Source organism: Gordonia westfalica (genome assembly GCF_900105725.1).
In the GTDB taxonomy this organism is placed as follows: Bacteria; Actinomycetota; Actinomycetes; order Mycobacteriales; family Mycobacteriaceae; genus Gordonia; species Gordonia westfalica.
This window is the reverse complement of the sequence record NZ_FNLM01000034.1, coordinates 881,212-900,279: the sequence shown is the minus strand read 5'-3', so window position 1 is coordinate 900,279 and position 19,068 is coordinate 881,212. Positions and strand designations below refer to the sequence as shown.

Sequence of the window (19,068 nt, the reverse complement as noted above, 5' to 3'; positions counted from 1 at the left end):
GTTCATGCCTGAACTACCCGAGGTCGAGACCGTACGGATGGGTCTCGAGAAGCATCTGACCGGGCGGACGGTGACCTCGGTCGAGGTTCTCCATCCCCGCTCCGCGCGTCGTCACGTCGGCGGCGAGCCCGATCTGATCGGTCGCCTGGCCGGCAAACACGTCACCGGGGTGCGTCGTCGCGGCAAGTACATGTGGATCGATGTCGCCGACGACACCGACCGCGCCGCCCTCGTCGTACATCTGGGCATGAGCGGGCAGATGCTGATCGCCCGCGACGGGGCACCCGATCACACCCATCTCCGTATCCGCGCGCACCTCGACGACGACAACGAACTTCGCTTCGTGGACCAGCGCACCTTCGGCGGCTGGCATCTCGACGATTATGTGGACGACATCCCGGTGTCGGTGGCGCGCATCGCGCCCGACCCGTTCGACCCCGCCTTCGACGCGGCGGGCGTCGTAACGCGCATGCGCGCCAAGCACTCCGAGATCAAACGCGTCCTGCTCGACCAGACGGTCATCTCCGGGGTCGGCAACATCTACGCCGACGAGGCGCTGTGGCGGGCCCGACTTCACGGTGCGCGTGTCGCCGAGACGATCTCACGCAAAAAGCTGCTCGAACTGATCGAGGCGGCGACCGCGGTGATGACCGAGGCGGTGGAGGTCGGGGGCACGTCCTTCGATGCGCTGTACGTGAACGTCAACGGGCAGTCGGGCTACTTCGAGCGGTCGCTCAACGCCTACGGACGCGAAGGGCAGCCGTGCCGTCGCTGCGGGGCGATCATGCGCCGGGAGTCGTTCATGAACCGCAGCTCGTACTTCTGCCCGAAGTGCCAGACTGCTCCTCGGCGTCGCGCGCGCTGAAGGCTTCGAGCGTTCCGCGGAACGCTCGTAGACACGTGGCCAGGCATTTTGTCGGTGGGCGCCGCTAAGTTGTTCGCATATCCGTTCGAACAGCTGGGGGCTTGGGGTGTCTGTTTCGGTGCTGCACGGTGAGAATGTGTCGTCGATGTTCGACGGCGCGGATCCGGCGTCTCTGTCCGATGAGGCGTTGGAAAGCAGAGTGCTGGGTCATGCCGCGCAGATCACCGCGCTCACCGCCGAGTTCTTGTCTCTGGTTGCGGAGTTGGATGAGCGGGAGTCGTGGCGAGGGCCGGGTATTCATTCGCTCGCGCACTGGTTGTCGTGGAAGGCCGGTGTTTCTCAGCGCACGGCGCAGGAGCAGGTGCGGGTGGCGAAGGCTTTGACGGAGTTGCCGCTGATTCGGCAGGCTTTCGGTGCGGGGCGGTTGTCGTATTCGAAGGTGCGGGCGCTGACGCGCGTGGCGACCTCGTTGCGGGAGAAGGAGCTGGTGAATCTGGCGTTGTCCTGTACTGCGTCGCAGCTGGAGCGGGCGGTACGTGCGATGGGGCAGATCGATCGGGATCGTGGCATCGAGTCGGGGGATCGGCCGCCGGTGGAGTCGACAGGCCGGTGGAAGTGGAATGCGGATGGCTCCTTGTTGGTGTCGCTGAGGCTGTCTCCGCTTGATGGTGCCCGGGTCCTGGCCGGTGCGGTCCGCGCGGAGTACGAACGAACCCGGACCTGCGACGATGCGGATCTGCCTGCGGTGTCGAACGTTCCGCGGAACGCTTCGAGCGAGTTGGAGACCGTGGAGGGAGAACCGGATTCCGAGGTCAAGCCGGCGAATCGGCGGGACCTGTGGCGGAATGTGCCGTCGAATCTGGCGCCGGCGATGGTGGCGATGGCCGACATGGTGCACGAGGGGATCGCGATGCCTGATCTTGCGCCGGGAGCCGAGATTCTGATCCATACCGACGAGGGTGGGGAACAGGCCCACCTTGACGACGGGCCGGCACTGTCGGAGGCCGAGTTGGAGGAGGCGCACTGCGGTGCTGCGGTCCGTAAGGCGCTGTCCAGCAGGGTTTCCGGCGCTCCGGGAAAGTTGGCGTTGCTGGGGTTGGGGCGTAGGTCGCGAACGCCGAACAAGGCACTCGTCAGGGCGTTGTTCCTGAGAGACCGGTGCTGCCAGACGCCCGGCTGTGAACGCACACGGCATCTGCACGCCCATCACGTGGTGTTCTGGTCGGCCGGTGGGGAGACCGAGCTGGACAACCTGATCCTGTTGTGTGGAAGCTGTCACCGTGCGCTGCATCGGGGTGAGTTCAGCATCACCGGTCATGGGGCGCAACGGTTTTCGTTCCACCGGCCGGGTGGTTCGGTGATCGACGTGGGTCCCGCGACACGTGCCCCAGGGTTGTGGCAGCCAGACTCGAAGATCGCGGCCGATGCGACAGTGCCTGTGGGCGGCGGCAAGCTCGACCTCGGGTATGCGACCGAGGTGATCTACGCGGTGTGGGAATGGAAGGAACGCAACGCAAGCCGAGAGTCGGCGGCGGCCTGACGACCCGCCCGCGGTGTCAGTGCCGTTCCAATCGGTAGTGCAGCCGTAAGGCCCGGAATCGCCCGACCCTCAGTTCGTGATCGGTGCGCAGGACACCTTCGTCGTCGACATACACCCGGAACGACTCCCGCAGAGGCGGCTGCGCCGAGTGCCACTCCTCGCCGAAGAGTACCGACACGTAGGCGCCGTCCTCGCCGAATCGACGAGATCGGGACGTCAAGGTCAGTGCCCCGTCGGCCTCCGCGCGTGGGGTGAGGAACACATGGACGTTGCCGAGTTCGAGCGGAAAGGCGACCGCGACGTGCGGCTGTGGCTGCCCCGGCAGGACCGCCCAGCGATAGAACCCGCTGTACACAGCAGAGCCGTCGAGGCGCAGGCGCCGGAGCCAGGCCGCACCCTCCCGGTGCCCCGAGTCGCCGGTGACGACACGGACCTCACTCGACATGCCACGGCTCACGGACAGGGGTTCGGTCGGCAATGCGAGTTGTTCGACGCGCCGGCCGAACAGCGCGGCGACAGCCATCCCGCCGGGAGCGAACAGCGGATTCCATTGCGACCAGACCTCCATCCGCCACGATCCGGTGTGTTCGTAGAAGTCGCGGACCATCGGGTGGAGGTCCGCAGCCCGGAAGTCCGGTCCGTCGAGTACCGACATGTCGTCGAACAGGCCGGCGTTCGGCGACGGCGGGTCGACCTCGCCTCGCTTCTCGTATCGGTGCAGCCAGGCGTCGCCGACCTCAAGCCGGCCGTTGTGGGGCGCAGCCAGGAAAGCGAAGTCCGGAGTAGAGAGGTCGACGGGCCGTCCGACCGCCCGCCACCATCTACGAGTCAACGGGTCCAACGCATGCGTCACCGGTCTGCGAGCCATGTCGGAGACGGTAGCGACCGTCTCACACTCATGCGCGCCGGGAATCTTTCCTGAATCGCAGCTCTTACTATGGTCTGCGGTGCCAGCGCCGCCCCGCCGCCTGAGAGGACTCATCCCAGCATGACGATCGAACAGAACACCGCCGCCCCGGCCCAGGCCGCGGAGCCCGCGCACACCGACCTCTGGGTCGAGCGCACCGGCACCCGTCTGTACACCGGGCGCAGCTCGCGCGGCGCCGAGGTGAAGATCGGCTCGCAGGACGTCGACGGGGTCTTCACGCCGGGCGAACTGCTCAAGATCGCGCTCGCGGCCTGCACCGGAATGTCGTCGGACCGTCCGCTGTCGCGCCGCCTCGGCGACGACTACGACGCCACCATCCGCGTCAGCGGTGACGCCGACCGGGAGAACGAGGTGTACCCGCGGATCGAGGAGATCCTCGAGGTCGACCTCTCCGAACTCGACGCGGAGGCCGCACAGCGTCTGCTCGTCGTCGTCGAGCGGGCCATCGACGCCGTGTGCACGGTCGGCCGCACCATCAAGGCCGGCGCCGAGGTCGACCTGAAGATCGTGACGGACTGACGCCCATGAGTGCCGACCCCGTCCGGCTGTCCGCGTTCGTCCACGGATACGTCCAGGGCGTGGGCTTCCGATGGTGGACGCGGTCGCGGGCCCTGGAGCTCGGCCTGGTCGGTTACGCGTCCAATCAGGCCGACGGGCGGGTGCACGTCGTGGCCGAGGGACCCCGCGACAAGGTGCAGGCTCTGCTCGATGCGCTTCGGTCCGGGGAGACCCCCGGTCGGGTGGATCTGGTGGTCGACAGCCTGGACCCGGCGCGCGGAGACCTGGTCGGCTTCCTCGAACGGTGAGCGTTGCCCGAAAGGTGTCGCGATGGTGAGTAGTCTGTACCGTCGTGCACCTCAAAAGCCTGACCCTGAAGGGCTTCAAGTCGTTCGCCTCGGCGACGACCCTGCGCTTCGAGCCGGGTATCACGTGCGTCGTCGGCCCCAACGGCTCCGGTAAGTCCAACGTCGTCGACGCCCTGACCTGGGTCATGGGCGAGCAGGGCGCCAAGGCGCTGCGCGGCGGGAAGATGCAGGACGTCATCTTCGCGGGCACCTCCGGACGTCCGCCGCTGGGACGTGCGGAGGTCACGCTCACCATCGACAACGCCGACGGTGAGCTGCCGATCGAGTACTCCGAGGTTTCGATCACCCGTCGCATGTTCCGCGATGGCGCGGGGGAGTACGAGATCAACGGCAGCACCTGCCGGCTCATGGACGTCCAGGAGCTGCTGTCCGACTCGGGTATCGGACGCGAGATGCACGTCATCGTCGGGCAGGGACGTCTGTCGGCGATCCTCGAATCGCGCCCCGAGGACCGGCGCGCGTTCATCGAGGAGGCCGCGGGCGTCCTCAAGCACCGCAAGCGCAAAGAGAAGGCGGTTCGCAAGCTCGACGCGATGCAGGCCAACCTCGCGCGGCTGACCGACCTCACCGCCGAACTGCGGCGCCAGCTCAAGCCGCTCGGCCGGCAGGCCGAGGTGGCCCGTCGCGCCCAGACCGTCCAGGCCGATCTCCGCGACGCCCGCCTGCGCCTCGCCGCCGACGACCTCGTGATCCGTCGCACCGAGATGGCCGAACACTCCGCCGTCGAGGAAGAGGTGCGGCGCCGCCAGGACGAGGTCGCCGCGGAACTCGACCGGGCCAACGCCGAGCTCACCGAACACGAACAGCATCTCGCCGAGGTCACCCCGGCGGCCGCGGCCGCGAGCCGCGCCTGGTTCCGGCTGTCGGCCCTCGCCGAGCGCGTCGACGCGACCCGCCGGGTCGCCGCCGAGCGCAGCCGCTACCTGAGCGAGGCCGCCACCGAGTCCACCGGACCGGATCCGGAGGAACTCGACGAACAGGCCCTCGAGGCCGCCGAACTCGAGGCCGAGCTGACCGAGGGCGTCGAGATCGCCGCCGAACAGCTCGAGACGGCCCGTGAAGTACTCAGTGAGCGCGAGTCGGTCGCCGAGGCCGCCGAGGCCGCCCATCTGGCCGCGGTGCAGGCCATTGCCGACCGGCGTGAGGGCCTGGCCCGTCTCGAGGGGCAGGTCGACAACCTGCGCACTCGGTCGGAGTCGTCCGACGCGGAGGCCGACCGCCTGACAGCCGCGATCGCCCACGCCTCCGAACGTGCGGAAAATGCTGCCTCGCAACAGGATTCGGCAGCCAGTGAGCTCGCGCAGCTGGAGGCCTCCGAGCAGGCCCTCGACGAACACCACGAGCGGTGCGTCGCCGCGCTGAACCTGTCCAACGAACGAGTCGCGACGCTGCAGGCGCAGCACCGCGAAGCCGAACAGTCCATCGCCTCGCTGTCGGCTCGGGTCGAGGCGCTCTCGATGAACCTGGAACGCAACGACGGCGGGGCCTGGCTGCTCGACAACGCCCCCGACGGCCTGCTCGGTCCGATGTCGGAGCTGCTCACCGTCGAGCCCGGTTTCGAGACCGCGATCGCCGGTGCCCTCGGACCCGCGGTCGACGGCATCGTGACCGTCGACGGCATGGCCGCCGTCCGCGCGCTCGAGGCCCTCAAGACCGGGGACGGGGGACGGGCGGCACTCATCTGCGGCGGCCTCACCGAATCCGTGCGGCAACGCGATGTCGCACTGCCCGAGGGTGCACGCTGGGCATCCTCCGCGGTGACCTGCGGGCCGGAGATCCGCAACGCGATCGACACCGTCCTCGCCGACACCGTCGTCGTCGACGATCCGGCGCAGGGCCTGGAACTGGCCCGTCGTCTCGGCGTGCGCGTGGTGACCCACGCCGGTGATCGGATCGGCCCCGCGTCGATCGAAGGCGGATCGTCGCGCCGCCCGTCGACGCTCGAGGTGCAGTCGGCGATCGACGCCGCGAGCGACGAGCTGGCCGCCACCCGGCGCCGCGTCGAAGAGCTGGAAGCCGCGCTCGACGGTGCCCTCACCGAACAGCGCGAACGTCGCGAGGCGGCCGAAGAGGCCCTCGCCGCGCTGCACGAATCCGATTCCAGTGTCGGTGCCGCCTATGAGCAGATGGCCCGGCTGGGCCACGAGATCCGGACCGCTCGGGCGGAGGCCGATCGCTTCACGCGTCAGCGCAACCTCCTGGAGAAGGGTCGCGCCGAGACCCTGGAGTCGCTGCACGAGCTCGAGGAACGGCTGCGCCTGGCCCGCGACGAATCCGACTCGGGACCGGAGATGGCCGCCGACGACTCCGAGCGGTCCACCGCCGCGGCGGCGGTCGGGATCGCCCGCGGCACCGAGATGGAGGCGCGGCTGGCCCTGCGCACCGCCGAGGAACGCCTCGCGTCGGTGCGCGGCAAGGCCGACTCGCTGCGCCGGGCCGCCCAGCGCGAACGCGAGGCCCGGGAACGGGCGCGCCGCCAGGACGAGATCCGCCGGCAGGCCGCGGGTGTCGCCGCGGCCGTCGAGCGGGCCGGAGCCCAGGTCGCCGAACGTCTCGCGGCGTCGGTCGCGTCGGCGCAGGCCGGCCGCGACGAACTCGAGGAGATCCGTATCGCACGGTCGGCGACGCTCGACGAGCTGCGCCTGAAGGCCGGCGAACTGACCAACACGCTGAACTCGTTGCGCGACACCGTCCACCGCGACGAGGTGGCCCGCGCCCAGGTGGCGCTGCGGATCGAGCAGCTCGAGGAGCAGATCCTCGAGTCGTTCGCGATGTCGCCCGACGACCTGATCGCCGAATACGGTCCCGACGTCCCGATGCCGCCCTCGGCCCTGGAGATGCAGGAGTACGAGGAGGCCAAGGGACGCGGCGAACAGGTGGTGGCACCGGCGCCCATGCCGTACCACCGCGCCACGCAGGAGGCCCGCGCGAAGAAGGCGCAGAAGGACCTCAACACCCTCGGCCGGGTCAACCCGCTCGCGCTCGAGGAGTTCGCGGCGCTCGAGGAGCGCTACAACTTCCTGTCCTCGCAACTCGAGGACATCAAGGCCGCACGCAAGGACCTGCTCGACGTCATCGAGGAGGTGGACGCCCGGATCCTGCAGGTGTTCACCGAGGCCTACGCCGATGTCGAGCGCGAGTTCGGACAGGTCTTCCAGACGCTGTTCCCCGGCGGTGAGGGACGCCTTGTGCTGACCGAGCCCAACGACATGCTCACCACCGGCATCGAGGTGGAGGCCCGGCCGCCGGGTAAGAAGGTGAAGAGGCTGTCGCTGCTGTCGGGCGGGGAGAAGTCCCTGACCGCGGTCGCGATGCTCGTGGCCATCTTCCGCGCCCGCCCGTCGCCGTTCTACGTCATGGACGAGGTCGAGGCGGCGCTCGACGACACCAACCTGCGCCGTCTCATCAAGCTGTTCGAGCAGCTGCGGGAGAAGTCGCAGCTCATCGTCATCACCCATCAGAAGCCCACGATGCAGATCGCCGACGCCCTCTACGGCGTCAGCATGCGCGGGGACGGCATCACGACCGTCATCTCGCAACGCATGCGCGGCGTGAACATGCCCGTGGCTCAACAGGAGGACACCAGCCAGTGAACACCGGAATCATCATCGGGATCGTCGTCGCGGTGGTCGTCATCGCCGCGCTGATCGTGCTCGGGCTGGTGCTGGCGCGCCGTCGGCGCATCTCGCTGTCCGACACGACCACGCAGCCGGAGATCGTCGACGGCAGCAAGCCCCAGGTCGATCGATCCGGGGGCTATCAGGCGGGGTCGGGTTTCAGTTTCAGTCGGGGTGACACGGCGCTGGCCGAGCCGCCGGAGCGCAAGCAGGCGCCCGAACGCAGGCCCGAACCGCCGGTGCAGCCGGAACCGCCCGTCCAGCCGGTCGAGGAGCGCACCGACGTCGACGGCCAGCCCGCGGTCGGCGACGACGCCGCGGTGCCGCGCGACGCCCACCGCCGCGGCATCACCGAGGTGTCCCTGCCGGACGCGGACGTGGTGGAACCGGCAGAACCGGAGACAGCAGAGCCGGAGACGGCAGAGCCGGAGACGACCGAGCCGGAGGCGAACGCCGCAGAGCCGGAAACGACCGAGCCGGAGGCGCCGGAGCCGGTCGTCGAGGAGCCGGTCACCGAGATTCCGGAGGACGCATCCGGTGCGGCGACGGCACCGCCGCGCGAGGAGATCGCGCCGACTGCGGGGCGTCTCGGTCGGCTGCGTGGTCGGCTGTCGCGGTCGCAGGGTGCGATCGGCAAGAGCGTGCTCGGTCTGCTCGGCGCGGGTGACCTCGACGAGGACAGCTGGGAGGAGATCGAGGACACCCTGGTCATGGCCGACCTCGGCACGGCGACCACCACGACCGTCGTCGAGACCCTGCGTTCCGAACTGGCCGCGAACCCGGTCAGGTCCGCGGACGAGGCGCGCGCACTGCTCAAGCGGGTGCTCGTCGAACAGCTCGATCCCACCCTCGATCGCTCGATCCGAGCGCTGCCGCATGCGGGGCGTCCGGCCGTCGTGCTGGTGGTCGGGGTCAACGGCACCGGCAAGACCACGACGACGGGCAAGCTGGCCCGCGTCCTGGTGGCCGACGGACGTCGCGTGCTCCTGGGCGCCGCCGACACCTTCCGTGCGGCCGCCGCCGATCAGCTGCAGACGTGGGGTGAGCGCGTCGGTGCGGAGATCGTGCGCGGCAAGGAGCAGGCCGATCCGGCCGCCGTGGCCTTCGATGCGGTCGACCGTGGCATCGAGGCCGGCGTCGACGTCGTCATGATCGACACGGCCGGCCGTCTGCACACCAAGACCGGCCTGATGGACGAGCTGGGCAAGGTCAAGCGCGTGGTGGAGAAGAAGGCGCCGGTCGACGAGGTGCTGCTCGTGCTCGACGCCACGGTCGGCCAGAACGGATTGATGCAGGCACGGGTGTTCGCCGAGGTCGTCGACATCACCGGTGTGGTGCTGACCAAGCTCGACGGCACTGCCAAGGGCGGCATCGTCTTCCACGTCCAGAAGGAGCTCGGCGTGCCGGTGAAACTGGTGGGTCTGGGCGAGGGCGCGGACGACCTGGCACCGTTCGAACCCGAGGCCTTCGTCGACGCGCTGTTGTGAGTCGGGCGGCGCGCTGCGAGTGAAGTCGATTCACGATCGGCAATCCCGAACTAGATGTGCTCGGACAAAACTGAGACCTACCTCAGAAGCATCCTTGCGATTTACCTGAGCGAAATATGAATCGCTCATGGGGTTACGTGGCTGAAACGTGAAGGCACCACCACGGAAACCGAGTGCCGACACTCTCTTTGGAGGCGCCGAGCCGTCGGCGCATCCTGAGGAGGTTTCACAGTGGTTTTGGCGCTGCCAGAAGAAGCGTTCGGCGCATTCGACACCGGCGACACCGCGTGGATCGTCACGAGTGCCGCATTGGTGCTGTTGATGACACCCGGACTCGCGTTCTTCTATGGCGGACTCGCTCGAGGCAAGTCCGTGCTCAACATGATGATGATGTCCTTCATCTCGCTGGCCACCGTCAGCGTCGTGTATGTCCTCTGGGGCTTCTCGATGGCTTTCGGCAACGGCATCACCGGCGATGACGACATCGCGGGTCTGTTCTCGAACCCGTTCGCACTCTTCGGGTCCGGCCAGCTGGCCGACACCATCCCCGGCCCGGACGACACCGAACTGGTCGTCACCGGCGGCCTGTCGATCCCGTCCTTCGTGTTCATGGGCTTCCAGCTCACGTTCGCGGTGATCACCGTGGCCCTCATCTCGGGCGCGCTCGCCGAGCGCGTCAAGTTCGCCACCTGGACGGTCTTCACGGTCATCTGGGCGACGGTCGTGTACTTCCCGCTCTCCCACATGGTCTGGGGCGGCGGCATCATGTCGGGTGCCGAGAACGGCTTCGCGTCGTGGATGTTCGGCAGCACCGACGGTGAGGCCAACGTGGCTCCGATCGACTTCGCCGGCGGCACCGTGGTCCACATCAACGCAGGTATGGCAGCACTGGTCCTGGCCCTCGTCGTCGGCGCCCGCGCCGGATTCGGCCGCACCGCCTACCGTCCGCACAACATCCCGTTCGTCATGCTCGGCGCCGCACTCCTGTGGTTCGGCTGGTTCGGCTTCAACGCCGGTTCCGAGCTCGCCGCCGACGCCGTCACCGGTCTCGTCTGGGTCAACACCACCGCCGCCACCGCTGCCGCGATGATCGGCTGGCTCGCAGTCGAACTCGTCCGCGACAAGCACGCAACCAGCGTCGGCGCCGCCTCGGGCATCGTGGCCGGCCTGGTCGCGATCACCCCGGCCTGTGGTGCGCTGACCCCCGTCGGCTCGCTGATCCTGGGTGTCATCGCAGGTGCTCTGGCCGCGCTCGCCATCGGCATGAAGAACAAGTTCGGCTACGACGACTCGCTCGACGTCGTCGGCGTCCACCTGGTCGCCGGTCTGTGGGGCACCGTCGGAATCGGCTTCCTGGCCAAGGACGTCGGCCTCTTCTGGGGCGGCGACTACAAGCAGCTCGTCGTGCAGGTCGTGATCGCGCTGTTCGCCCTCGTGTTCACCGGTGTCCTGACCGCGGTCATCGCCTTCGCGCTCAAGCCGCTCGGCTGGCGTGTCAGCGATGAGGACGAGAAGAGTGGCATCGACGAGGCAGAACACGCCGAGACTGCCTACGAGCTGGCATGACGCTCACGCCAAATCGCTACTACGCTGACACCCGTGGAGAGGGATAACAAATGAAGCTGATCACTGCAATCGTCAAGCCGTTCACGCTCGAGGACGTCAAGGCCGGCCTGGAGCAGGCGGGAATCCTCGGCATGACCGTCAGCGAGGTCCAGGGTTACGGCCGCCAGAAGGGCCACACCGAGGTCTACCGCGGCGCCGAGTACTCGGTTGACTTCGTGCCCAAGGTCCGCGTCGAGGTCGTCGTCGACGACGCCGCCGTGGACAAGGTCGTCGACGTCATCGTCGAGGCCGCCCGTACCGGCAAGATCGGTGACGGCAAGGTGTGGGTCTCGCCGGTCGAGTCGGTCGTGCGTGTCCGCACCGGTGAGCGCGGCGGCGACGCTCTGTAAGTGAGCTCGTGCCCTTTCTGAACAACCCGAACGGCCCCGCGTCCGACGACCAGTCGGGCGCGGGGCCGCACCGTTCGACCCCCGAGACCGATTCAACTCACGACACCGAGGAGCCTCCCGTAGCCGCGACCGATCTGGCCAAGACCCGCCGGCAGCTCACCGAGTCGAGCCGGAACGGGAAACTCGACGCACCGGCGTTGCGCCAGGTGCTCGTCGACCTGCACGAGTTCTGGCTGACCAGCAAGGGCGCCGAACTCGGCATCAAACCCCACAGCGGATTCGCGATAGTCGCGGTCGGCGGACTCGGACGCGGCGAACTGCTGCCGTACTCCGACCTCGACCTGATCCTGCTGCACGACGACATGCCCGTCGAGCGGGTGTCCGAGGTCGCCGACGGGCTCTGGTACCCGTTGTGGGACGCCAACATCCCCCTCGATCACAGCGTCCGGACCGTTCCGCAGGCGCTGCAGGTCGCCGGTGAGGACGTCACCGCCGCCCTCGGACTCCTCGAGGCCCGTCACATCGCCGGCGACGAGGATCTGTCGAACCTGCTGATCGGCGGTGTCCGCCAGCAGTGGCGCAACGACATCCGAAATCGCTTCCCCGACGTGGTCGCCCACGCGCAGGACCGCTGGCGCCGGGCGGGCGACATCGCGCACCGCGCCGAACCCGACCTGAAGAACGGCCGGGGAGGACTGCGCGACGTACAGCTCCTCGGTGCCCTGGCGATCGCCCAGCTCACCGACGGGATGGCCAGTCTGCGTCCGGATTCGCCCGGCGCCGGACCGCAGGTCGCCTACGCGCGACTCCTCGACATCCGGACCGAGCTGCACCGCATCGCGGGTCGCCCGCGTGAACAGGTGCGCGCGCAGGACGCCGACGAGATCGGCGCGGCGCTGCGGATCGGCGACCGGTTCGACCTGGCGCGCGTCATCAGCGACTCCGCCCGCACGATCAGCTACTCCATCGACGTCGGCCTGCGGACCGCGGGCAACGCGCTCCCGAGGCGCGGACTGGCCAAACTCCGCCGGTCGCCGCTGCGTCGTCCGCTCGACGAGGGCGTCGTCGAGCACAGCGGGGAGATCGTGTTGGCGCGCAACGCGATCCCGAGCAAAGACCCCGGCCTCATCCTCCGGGTCGCGGCCGCGTCGGCACGAACGGGTCTGCCGATCAGCGCGTCGACCCTGAGCCGGTTGGCCGACTATGCACCCGAACTGCGGGAACCGTGGCCCGCGGAGGCATTGAGCGATCTGCTGGTCCTGCTCAGTTCGGGGCACCACATGGTGGATCCGATCGAGGCGCTCGACCGCACCGGACTCTGGGGCCGGCTGCTGCCGGAATGGGGTGCGGTGCGCGACCTTCCGCCGCGCGACGCGATCCACACCTGGACCGTCGACCGCCACCTCGTGGAGACCGCGGCGTACGCGAGTTCGATGACGACGCGGGTCTCGCGGCCCGACCTGCTCGTTCTCGGAGCGCTCATCCACGATCTCGGCAAGGGGCGAGGCGCCGACCACAGCATCGTCGGCGCCGAACTCGCCGTCCAGATCGGCAACCGATTCGGCCTGTGGCCGCAGGACGTGACCATCCTGTCCGACATGGTGCGGCACCACCTGCTGCTGCCGCAGGTCGCGACGCGCCGCGACCTCGACGACCCGGCCACTGCCGAGTTCGTCGCCACCACACTGGGTCACAACCGCGTGCTGCTGGAACTGCTTGCGGCACTGGCCGAAGCGGATTCCCTCGCCACCGGTCCGGGCGTGTGGGGCGAGTGGAAGGCCTCACTCATCGGTGAACTCGTGCGACGCGCGATGCGCCACATCGACGGCATCCCGCCGTCGGTGCCCGAGCCGCTGACGCCCGAGCAGCTGGCGATCGCGGGCGAGGGGGAGTACGCGGTCCGGCTGGTACGCGCCGACGGTCAGCACACCTACGACGTCACGATGGTGGCTCCGGATCAACCCGGTCTGCTGTCGAAGATGGCCGGCGTGCTCGCGCTGGGCGGTTTGCGATCGCACAAGGCCTGTGCGCAGAGCCATGACGGCAAGGCCATCAACTCGTTCATCGTCGTGCCGATGTTCGGCAGTCCGCCCGACGCGGGCCTCCTGCGCCAGCAGCTGATCGCCTCGGTGAACGGCAAACTCGACGTCCTCGCGCGCCTCGATGCGCGGGAACGCGATTCGCCGATACCCACCATCGGCTCCGTCAGCACCCTGCCCGGAACGATGGTGAGCCTCGGGGCGAGTGCCGGCAGCACCGATCCCGACGTCGACGGCGCCGGTCACCCGAAGAACGCGGTGCCCGCGCTGTTCGCGGTCGCGCCGCCCCGGGTGACCTGGCTCGACGCCCCGGAAGCCGGTGCCGACGAGGGAGCGGTGTTGCTCGAGGTCCGCTCCGATGACCGCATCGGCCTGCTGAGCCGGGTCAGCGCGGTCCTGGAGAAACACGGCGCCGACATCCGCTGGGCGAAGGTCTCGACACTGGGTGCGACCGTCGTCGACATCTTCAGCCTGCGGCTGGCCCCGACAGCGACACCGACACCGAGGAGATGCGGACGACGCTCACCGACGCGATCATCGCCGTGTGTCCGCCACCGCAGCCCAAGCGTGACGAGGAGGGGGACGGCCCGCCGTCCCATGGGACCGGACGGTCCGGAGTGCCGATCTCCTAAATGGAACGCTCGGGGACCCACATGGAAGGATGGGACCCATGTTCGATTCCCTCTCCGACCGGTTGACCGGTGCTCTGAAGGATCTTCGCGGCAAGGGGCGGCTCTCCGACGCCGACATCGACCGCACCTGCCGCGAGATCCGGCTCGCCCTGCTCGAGGCCGACGTCTCGCTGCTGGTGGTGCGCGCCTTCATCGCGCGGATCAAGGAACGGGCGAAGGGCGCGGAGGTCTCCGCGGCACTGAACCCGGCCCAGACGGTCGTCAAGATCGTCAACGAGGAACTCATCGGCATCCTCGGCGGCGAGACCCGGCGGGTGCGGTTCGCGAAGAACCCGCCCACGGTCATCATGCTGGCCGGTCTGCAGGGTGCCGGTAAGACGACCCTCGCCGGCAAGCTGGGCAACTGGCTCAAGCAGCAGGGCCACACGCCGCTGCTGGTGGCCTGTGACCTGCAGCGCCCGGGCGCCGTCTCGCAGCTGCAGATCGTCGGCGAGCGCGCCGGCGTCCAGGTCTTCGCGCCGCACCCCGGCACGAGCATCGGCGGCGAGGGAACACTCGGCGTCACCTCGGGCGACCCGGTCTCCGTCGCGAAGGCCGGTGTCGACGAGGCGAAGGCCAAGCACTACGACGTCGTCGTCATCGACACCGCGGGCCGCCTCGGCATCGACGCCGAGCTGATGAAGCAGGCCTCCGACATCCGCGACGCCACCTCGCCCGACGAGGTACTGTTCGTCGTCGACGCGATGATCGGTCAGGACGCGGTGTCGACCGCCGAGGCCTTCGCCGACGGGGTCGGCTTCACCGGCGTCGTGCTGACCAAGCTCGACGGCGACGCCCGCGGCGGTGCGGCACTGTCGGTGCGCGAGGTGACCGGCCAGCCGATCATGTTCGCGTCCTCCGGTGAGAAGCTCGAGGACTTCGACGTCTTCCACCCCGACCGCATGGCCAGCCGGATCCTCGGCATGGGCGACGTGCTCAGCCTCATCGAGCAGGCCGAACAGCATTGGGACGCGGAGCAGGCCGAGGCCGCCGCGGCCAAGATCACCCAGGGCGAGCTCACCCTCGAGGACTTCCTCGAGCAGATGCTGATGATCCGCAAGATGGGTCCGATCGGCAACATCCTGGGCATGCTCCCCGGAGCGGGCCAGATGAAGGACGCGCTGTCGCAGGTCGACGACAAGCAGCTCGACCGCGTCCAGGCGATCATCCGCGGCATGACCCCCGCCGAGCGCGACAACCCGAAGATCATCAACGCCTCGCGCCGGCTGCGTATCGCCAACGGCTCCGGCGTGACCGTCAGCGAGGTCAACCAGCTCGTCGACCGCTTCTACGAGGCCCGCAAGATGATGGCCCAGATGTCGGGGCGCATGGGCATGGGCGCGATGAACCGGAAGTCCAACCGCAAGGGCAAGAAGGGCAAGAAGGGCAAGGGCCGCGGCCCCACACCGCCGAAGATGCGCGGCGGCTTCCCGGGGATGCCGGCCGGTATGCCCGCCGGGTTCCCCGACCTGTCCAACATGCCCCCCGGACTCGACCAGCTGCCCCGGGGCTCGAGGGCATCGACGTCTCACAGTTCCAGCAGCCCAAGAAGAAGAAGTAGCGGTGAGTGGCCCGGCGACGGATGGCCCCGCACTGGATGTCACCGCCCGTCACTACCGGGGTTCCGATCCGCTGACCGGCGAACCGATCGAGTTCTGGGTGGCGGGTGAGACCATCAGCCACACACCCATCCCGGACGCCGAGACCGCCGTCGACGGCGGCTGGCTCCTGCCGGGGCTCGTCGACGCCCACAATCACGTGGGTATCGCCCCCGGCCTCGGTGTCGACATCGAGCAGGCCCGCGGCTACGCGTACGCCGACGCCCGGGCGGGGACGCTGCTGATCCGCGAGGTCGGATCACCGCTGGACACCCACCCGCTCGACGACGACCCGGCCTGCCCGCGGTTCATCCGTTCGGGCAAGCACATCGCCCGACCCAAGCGCTATCTGCGCGACTACGGCGTCGACCTCGACGATCCCGACGAACTCGCCGCCGAGGTGGCCCGTCAGGCGGCGGCCGGTGACGGCTGGGTGAAGATCGTGGGGGACTGGATCGATCGCGAGGTCGGCGACCTCGCCCCGCTGTGGTCCCGGGATCAGATCGAGGCCGCGGTCGCCGTGGCGCACGAAGACGGCGCGCGGATCACCGCGCACGTCTTCGGGACGGACGCCCTCGTCGACCTCATCGGTGCCGGCGTCGACTGCATCGAACACGGCACCGGGCTCACCCCTGATCTGATCGATCAACTCGTGGAACGGTCGATTGCATTGGTGCCCACCATGATCCAGGTGGAGAACTTCCCGGGAATCGCCGACGGCGCCGAACGGTTCCCGACCTATGCCGAGCACATGCGCCGGCTGCACGCCGACGCCCCGAAGGTCTTCGACGCCGCGCGTGAGGCGGGTGTGGCGATCTTCGCCGGCACCGATGCCGGCGGGTTCGTCGAACACGGCCGGATCGTCGACGAGATCGAGGCGCTGTCGAAGGTCGGGATGGGGAACGCCGGGGCCATCGCGGCCGCGTCGGTGCAACCCCGTCGCTGGCTCGGAGCGGACCTCCTCGACGACGGCGATCGCGCCGACTTCGTGGTCTACGCGGAGAACCCGTGCGACGACCTGGGCGTCCTGCGCCACCCGCTAGCAGTGGTGTCATCGGGTCGCCACATCGTGTGAGCAACGCCACAAGTGGGGTGCTGGTTGCGAATACCTACTGCCGCGTAAGGTAGCAACCGCGTTGCAGAGGTTCGTAAGGGGACGAACCGATCAGCTCAGTGCAAGACCCTGCCGAAGCCGGGGGTACAACGGGGTTTCGGCAGGGTCGCGCAAGCCTGGGGGCCGAGTTCTCGGTGGGCAAGTGGGGTTGGCGACGTACGGCATGTGGTTGTTCTCGCGGGGTGGACAACCACATGCCGGATCTCCGTCCGGGGCTACATGCCGGATTTCTTTTCAGAGCCACCGTTCTGGCAGAATGGCTCGACGGTTCGTCGGATACGGTCACGGCCGTCCGACGGTCACACCGAAACAGACGCAAAACCGGGTCCACCATTCCGGGTGGGCCGCAGAATTGCGCAGTGACCACACGAAAGTAGATGTAGACATGGCTGTCAAGATCAAGCTCACACGGCTCGGCAAGATCCGCAACCCGCAGTACCGCATCGTCGTCGCCGACGCTCGGACCCGCCGCAACGGCCGGGTGATCGAGACCATCGGCAAGTACCACCCGAAGGAAGAGCCCTCGCTGATCGAGGTCGATTCCGAGCGCGCGCAGTACTGGCTGGGTGTCGGCGCACAGCCGACCGAGCCCGTCGCCGCGATCCTCAAGGTCACCGGTGACTGGCAGAAGTTCAAGGGCCTGCCGGGCGCCGAGGGCACCCTGAAGACCGCCGAGGCCAAGCCCTCCAAGCTCGACCTGTTCAACGCTGCGCTCGCCGCCGCCGACAACGAGCCGGTCGCCGCGGCGACCACCCCGAAGAAGAAGGCCGCCAAGAAGGACGAGGCTCCGGCAGAAGCTGCTGCGGAGTCTCCCACCGCCGAGGGTGACGCGTGAGCGCAGTCGTCGCCGACGCGGTCGAGCATCTCGTCCGCGGAATCGTCTCGAACCCGGACGACGTCCGGGTCGACCTCGTCACCGGTCGTCGCGGCCGGCTCGTCGAGGTCCACGTGAACCCCGACGATCTCGGTAAGGTCATCGGCCGCAACGGCCGGACCGCCACCGCCCTGCGCACCCTCGTCTCCGGCATCGGCGGACGTGGCATGCGCGTCGACATCGTCGACACCGACCGCTGACGGTCAGCTCGCAGGGCGATCGCATCGTGGATCTCGTCGTAGGACGTGTGGTGAAGTCGCACGGTATTCGTGGCGAACTCGTCGTCGACGTCCGAACTGACGACCCCGACCTGCGCTTCGCTCGCGGCTCGGTGCTGCGCGGCCGTCTGCCGCGCGGTGGTGGGGAACGTGAGTTCACCGTGACAGCCGCCCGGGATCATTCCGGGCGGCTGTTGGTGTCTCTCGACGGCGTCGCGAGCCGCGACTCGGCCGACGCCCTGCGGGGCACGCTGTTCCTCATCGACTCCTCGCAGGTCGAGCCGTCCGACGATCCGGACGAGTTCTACGACCACGAACTCGAGGGGGTCCCGGTGCAGCTCACCGACGGTACCGAGGTCGGCGTCGTGGAGTCGGTGCTGCACATGCCCGGCGGCGAGTTGCTCGCGGTGCGTACCCCCGACAAGCGCGAGGTCCTGATCCCGTTCGTGCGGGAGATCGTGCCCACGGTGAGTCGCGAACTCATCGTCATCGACCCGCCCGAAGGTCTACTCGACCCCGACGCGGCCGACGGCGCGAAGTGATGCGCCTCGACGTCGTCTCGATCTTTCCCGAATACCTCGACCCGCTCCGGGTTGCCCTGCTGGGCAAGGCCATCGACGCCGGCCGCATCAGCGTCGACGTCCACGACCTGCGGAACTGGGCGCACGACGTCCACCGCAGCGTCGACGACTCGCCGTACGGCGGTGGTCCCGGCATGGTCATGAAGCCCGAGGTGTGGGGGCCGTGTCTCGACGACGTGTGCCCCGACGACGCACTACTCGTCGTCCCCACGCCGGCCGGTGTGCCGTTCACCCAGGCGACCGCCGAGCGGTGGAGCACCGAGAAGCATCTCGTCTTCGCCTGCGGCCGCTACGAGGGCATCGACCAGCGTGTGTTCGACGACGCGGCCCGCCGGGTCCGCGTCGAAGAGGTGTCCCTCGGCGACTTCGTCCTGATCGGCGGCGAGGTCGCGGTGATGGCGATGATCGAGGCGACCGTCCGGCTGATCGACGGCGTCCTCGGGAATCCTCGCTCGCACCAAGAGGATTCGTTCTCCGACGGGCTCCTCGAAGGGCCCAGCTACACGCGTCCGGTGAGCTGGCGCGGCCTCGACGTCCCGGCGGTCCTCCTCAGCGGCGACCACGCGAAGGTCGCCGAGTGGCGACACGAGCAGGCGCTGGAGCGGACCCGCGCCCGCCGCCCCGATCTCCTCGCCGATCCTGTGGATCCCACCGGTGACCGCGGGCCGGATTCCGGCTAGGATTCGGCACAACTCGAGCCGAACGGGGGTGGGCA

General features: G+C 68.7%; 14 protein-coding genes and 2 pseudogenes. 15 read left to right on the top strand and 1 reads right to left on the bottom strand.

The window, feature by feature from the left end:
* Nucleotides 1-4: 4 nt before the first annotated feature.
* Nucleotides 5-865, top strand: a complete 861-nt coding sequence (gene mutM, locus BLU62_RS09455; protein ID WP_074849259.1) for a bifunctional DNA-formamidopyrimidine glycosylase/DNA-(apurinic or apyrimidinic site) lyase — start codon at nt 5-7, stop codon at nt 863-865.
* A gap of 145 nt (nt 866-1,010) precedes the next feature.
* Entirely contained in the window at nt 1,011-2,405 is a 1,395-nt protein-coding gene (locus BLU62_RS09450) for an HNH endonuclease (RefSeq protein ID WP_074852793.1), read from the top strand.
* Nucleotides 2,406-2,421: 16 nt separating this feature from the next.
* On the opposite strand, the gene BLU62_RS09445 is transcribed toward BLU62_RS09450, so the two are convergent.
* Nucleotides 2,422-3,273, bottom strand: a complete 852-nt coding sequence (locus BLU62_RS09445; RefSeq protein WP_074849258.1) for a hypothetical protein — start codon at nt 3,271-3,273, stop codon at nt 2,422-2,424.
* Nucleotides 3,274-3,393: 120 nt separating this feature from the next.
* Here BLU62_RS09445 and BLU62_RS09440 point away from each other — a divergent pair, with 120 nt between their 5' ends.
* The 13 genes and pseudogenes from BLU62_RS09440 (at nt 3,394) to trmD (ending at nt 19,033) form a co-directional block, all read left to right on the top strand.
* The gene (locus BLU62_RS09440; RefSeq protein WP_074849257.1) at nt 3,394-3,852 is read left to right on the top strand and encodes an OsmC family protein; all 459 of its coding nucleotides are present in this window, start codon (nt 3,394-3,396) and stop codon (nt 3,850-3,852) included.
* A 5-nt stretch (nt 3,853-3,857) separates the two neighbouring features.
* A complete protein-coding gene (locus BLU62_RS09435; RefSeq protein ID WP_074849256.1) occupies nt 3,858-4,139 on the top strand; it encodes an acylphosphatase in 282 nt (93 codons plus the stop codon).
* Between the two features lie 44 nt (nt 4,140-4,183).
* Nucleotides 4,184-7,792: a chromosome segregation protein SMC gene (gene smc / locus BLU62_RS09430; RefSeq protein WP_074849255.1), complete on the top strand. Its 3,609-nt coding sequence runs from the start codon at nt 4,184-4,186 to the stop codon at nt 7,790-7,792.
* On the top strand, nt 7,789-9,303 hold the full coding sequence (gene ftsY, locus BLU62_RS09425; RefSeq protein ID WP_074849254.1) for a signal recognition particle-docking protein FtsY: 1,515 nt from the start codon (nt 7,789-7,791) through the stop codon (nt 9,301-9,303). The genes smc and ftsY overlap by 4 nt, the downstream gene beginning before the upstream one ends.
* Nucleotides 9,304-9,534: 231 nt before the next feature.
* Nucleotides 9,535-10,869, top strand: a complete 1,335-nt coding sequence (locus BLU62_RS09420; protein ID WP_074849253.1) for an ammonium transporter — start codon at nt 9,535-9,537, stop codon at nt 10,867-10,869.
* Between the two features lie 50 nt (nt 10,870-10,919).
* Nucleotides 10,920-11,258, top strand: a complete 339-nt coding sequence (locus BLU62_RS09415; RefSeq protein ID WP_004572306.1) for a P-II family nitrogen regulator — start codon at nt 10,920-10,922, stop codon at nt 11,256-11,258.
* A gap of 8 nt (nt 11,259-11,266) precedes the next feature.
* Nucleotides 11,267-13,929: pseudogene (locus BLU62_RS09410) on the top strand ([protein-PII] uridylyltransferase).
* Nucleotides 13,930-13,967: 38 nt separating this feature from the next.
* Nucleotides 13,968-15,529, top strand: a pseudogene (gene ffh, locus BLU62_RS33225) (signal recognition particle protein).
* Between the two features lie 2 nt (nt 15,530-15,531).
* Entirely contained in the window at nt 15,532-16,641 is a 1,110-nt protein-coding gene (locus BLU62_RS09400; RefSeq protein ID WP_074849252.1) for an amidohydrolase family protein, read from the top strand.
* Nucleotides 16,642-17,065: 424 nt separating this feature from the next.
* Nucleotides 17,066-17,515, top strand: coding sequence for a 30S ribosomal protein S16 (rpsP, locus tag BLU62_RS09395; protein ID WP_074849251.1), 450 nt, complete (start codon nt 17,066-17,068; stop codon nt 17,513-17,515).
* Nucleotides 17,512-17,754, top strand: a complete 243-nt coding sequence (locus BLU62_RS09390) for an RNA-binding protein (protein ID WP_004572301.1) — start codon at nt 17,512-17,514, stop codon at nt 17,752-17,754. The genes rpsP and BLU62_RS09390 overlap by 4 nt, the downstream gene beginning before the upstream one ends.
* Before the next feature lie 26 nt (nt 17,755-17,780).
* Nucleotides 17,781-18,314, top strand: coding sequence for a ribosome maturation factor RimM (gene rimM, locus BLU62_RS09385; RefSeq protein ID WP_074849250.1), 534 nt, complete (start codon nt 17,781-17,783; stop codon nt 18,312-18,314).
* The gene (gene trmD / locus BLU62_RS09380) at nt 18,314-19,033 is read left to right on the top strand and encodes a tRNA (guanosine(37)-N1)-methyltransferase TrmD (protein ID WP_074849249.1); all 720 of its coding nucleotides are present in this window, start codon (nt 18,314-18,316) and stop codon (nt 19,031-19,033) included. The genes rimM and trmD overlap by 1 nt, the downstream gene beginning before the upstream one ends.
* Nucleotides 19,034-19,068: the final 35 nt, after the last annotated feature.

Bases quoted from the DNA above. Each gene is read 5' to 3' on its own strand.
- BLU62_RS09440 (WP_074849257.1), top strand. From the start codon at position 3,394: ATGACGATCGAACAGAACACCGCCGCCCCGGCCCAGGCCGCGGAGCCC.
- rpsP (WP_074849251.1), top strand. From the start codon at position 17,066: ATGGCTGTCAAGATCAAGCTCACACGGCTCGGCAAGATCCGCAACCCG.
- BLU62_RS09415 (WP_004572306.1), top strand. From the start codon at position 10,920: ATGAAGCTGATCACTGCAATCGTCAAGCCGTTCACGCTCGAGGACGTC.
- trmD (WP_074849249.1), top strand. From the start codon at position 18,314: ATGCGCCTCGACGTCGTCTCGATCTTTCCCGAATACCTCGACCCGCTC.
- mutM (WP_074849259.1), top strand. From the start codon at position 5: ATGCCTGAACTACCCGAGGTCGAGACCGTACGGATGGGTCTCGAGAAG.
- BLU62_RS09435 (WP_074849256.1), top strand. From the start codon at position 3,858: ATGAGTGCCGACCCCGTCCGGCTGTCCGCGTTCGTCCACGGATACGTC.
- BLU62_RS09445 (WP_074849258.1), bottom strand. From the start codon at position 3,273: ATGGCTCGCAGACCGGTGACGCATGCGTTGGACCCGTTGACTCGTAGA.
- BLU62_RS09450 (WP_074852793.1), top strand. From the start codon at position 1,011: ATGTTCGACGGCGCGGATCCGGCGTCTCTGTCCGATGAGGCGTTGGAA.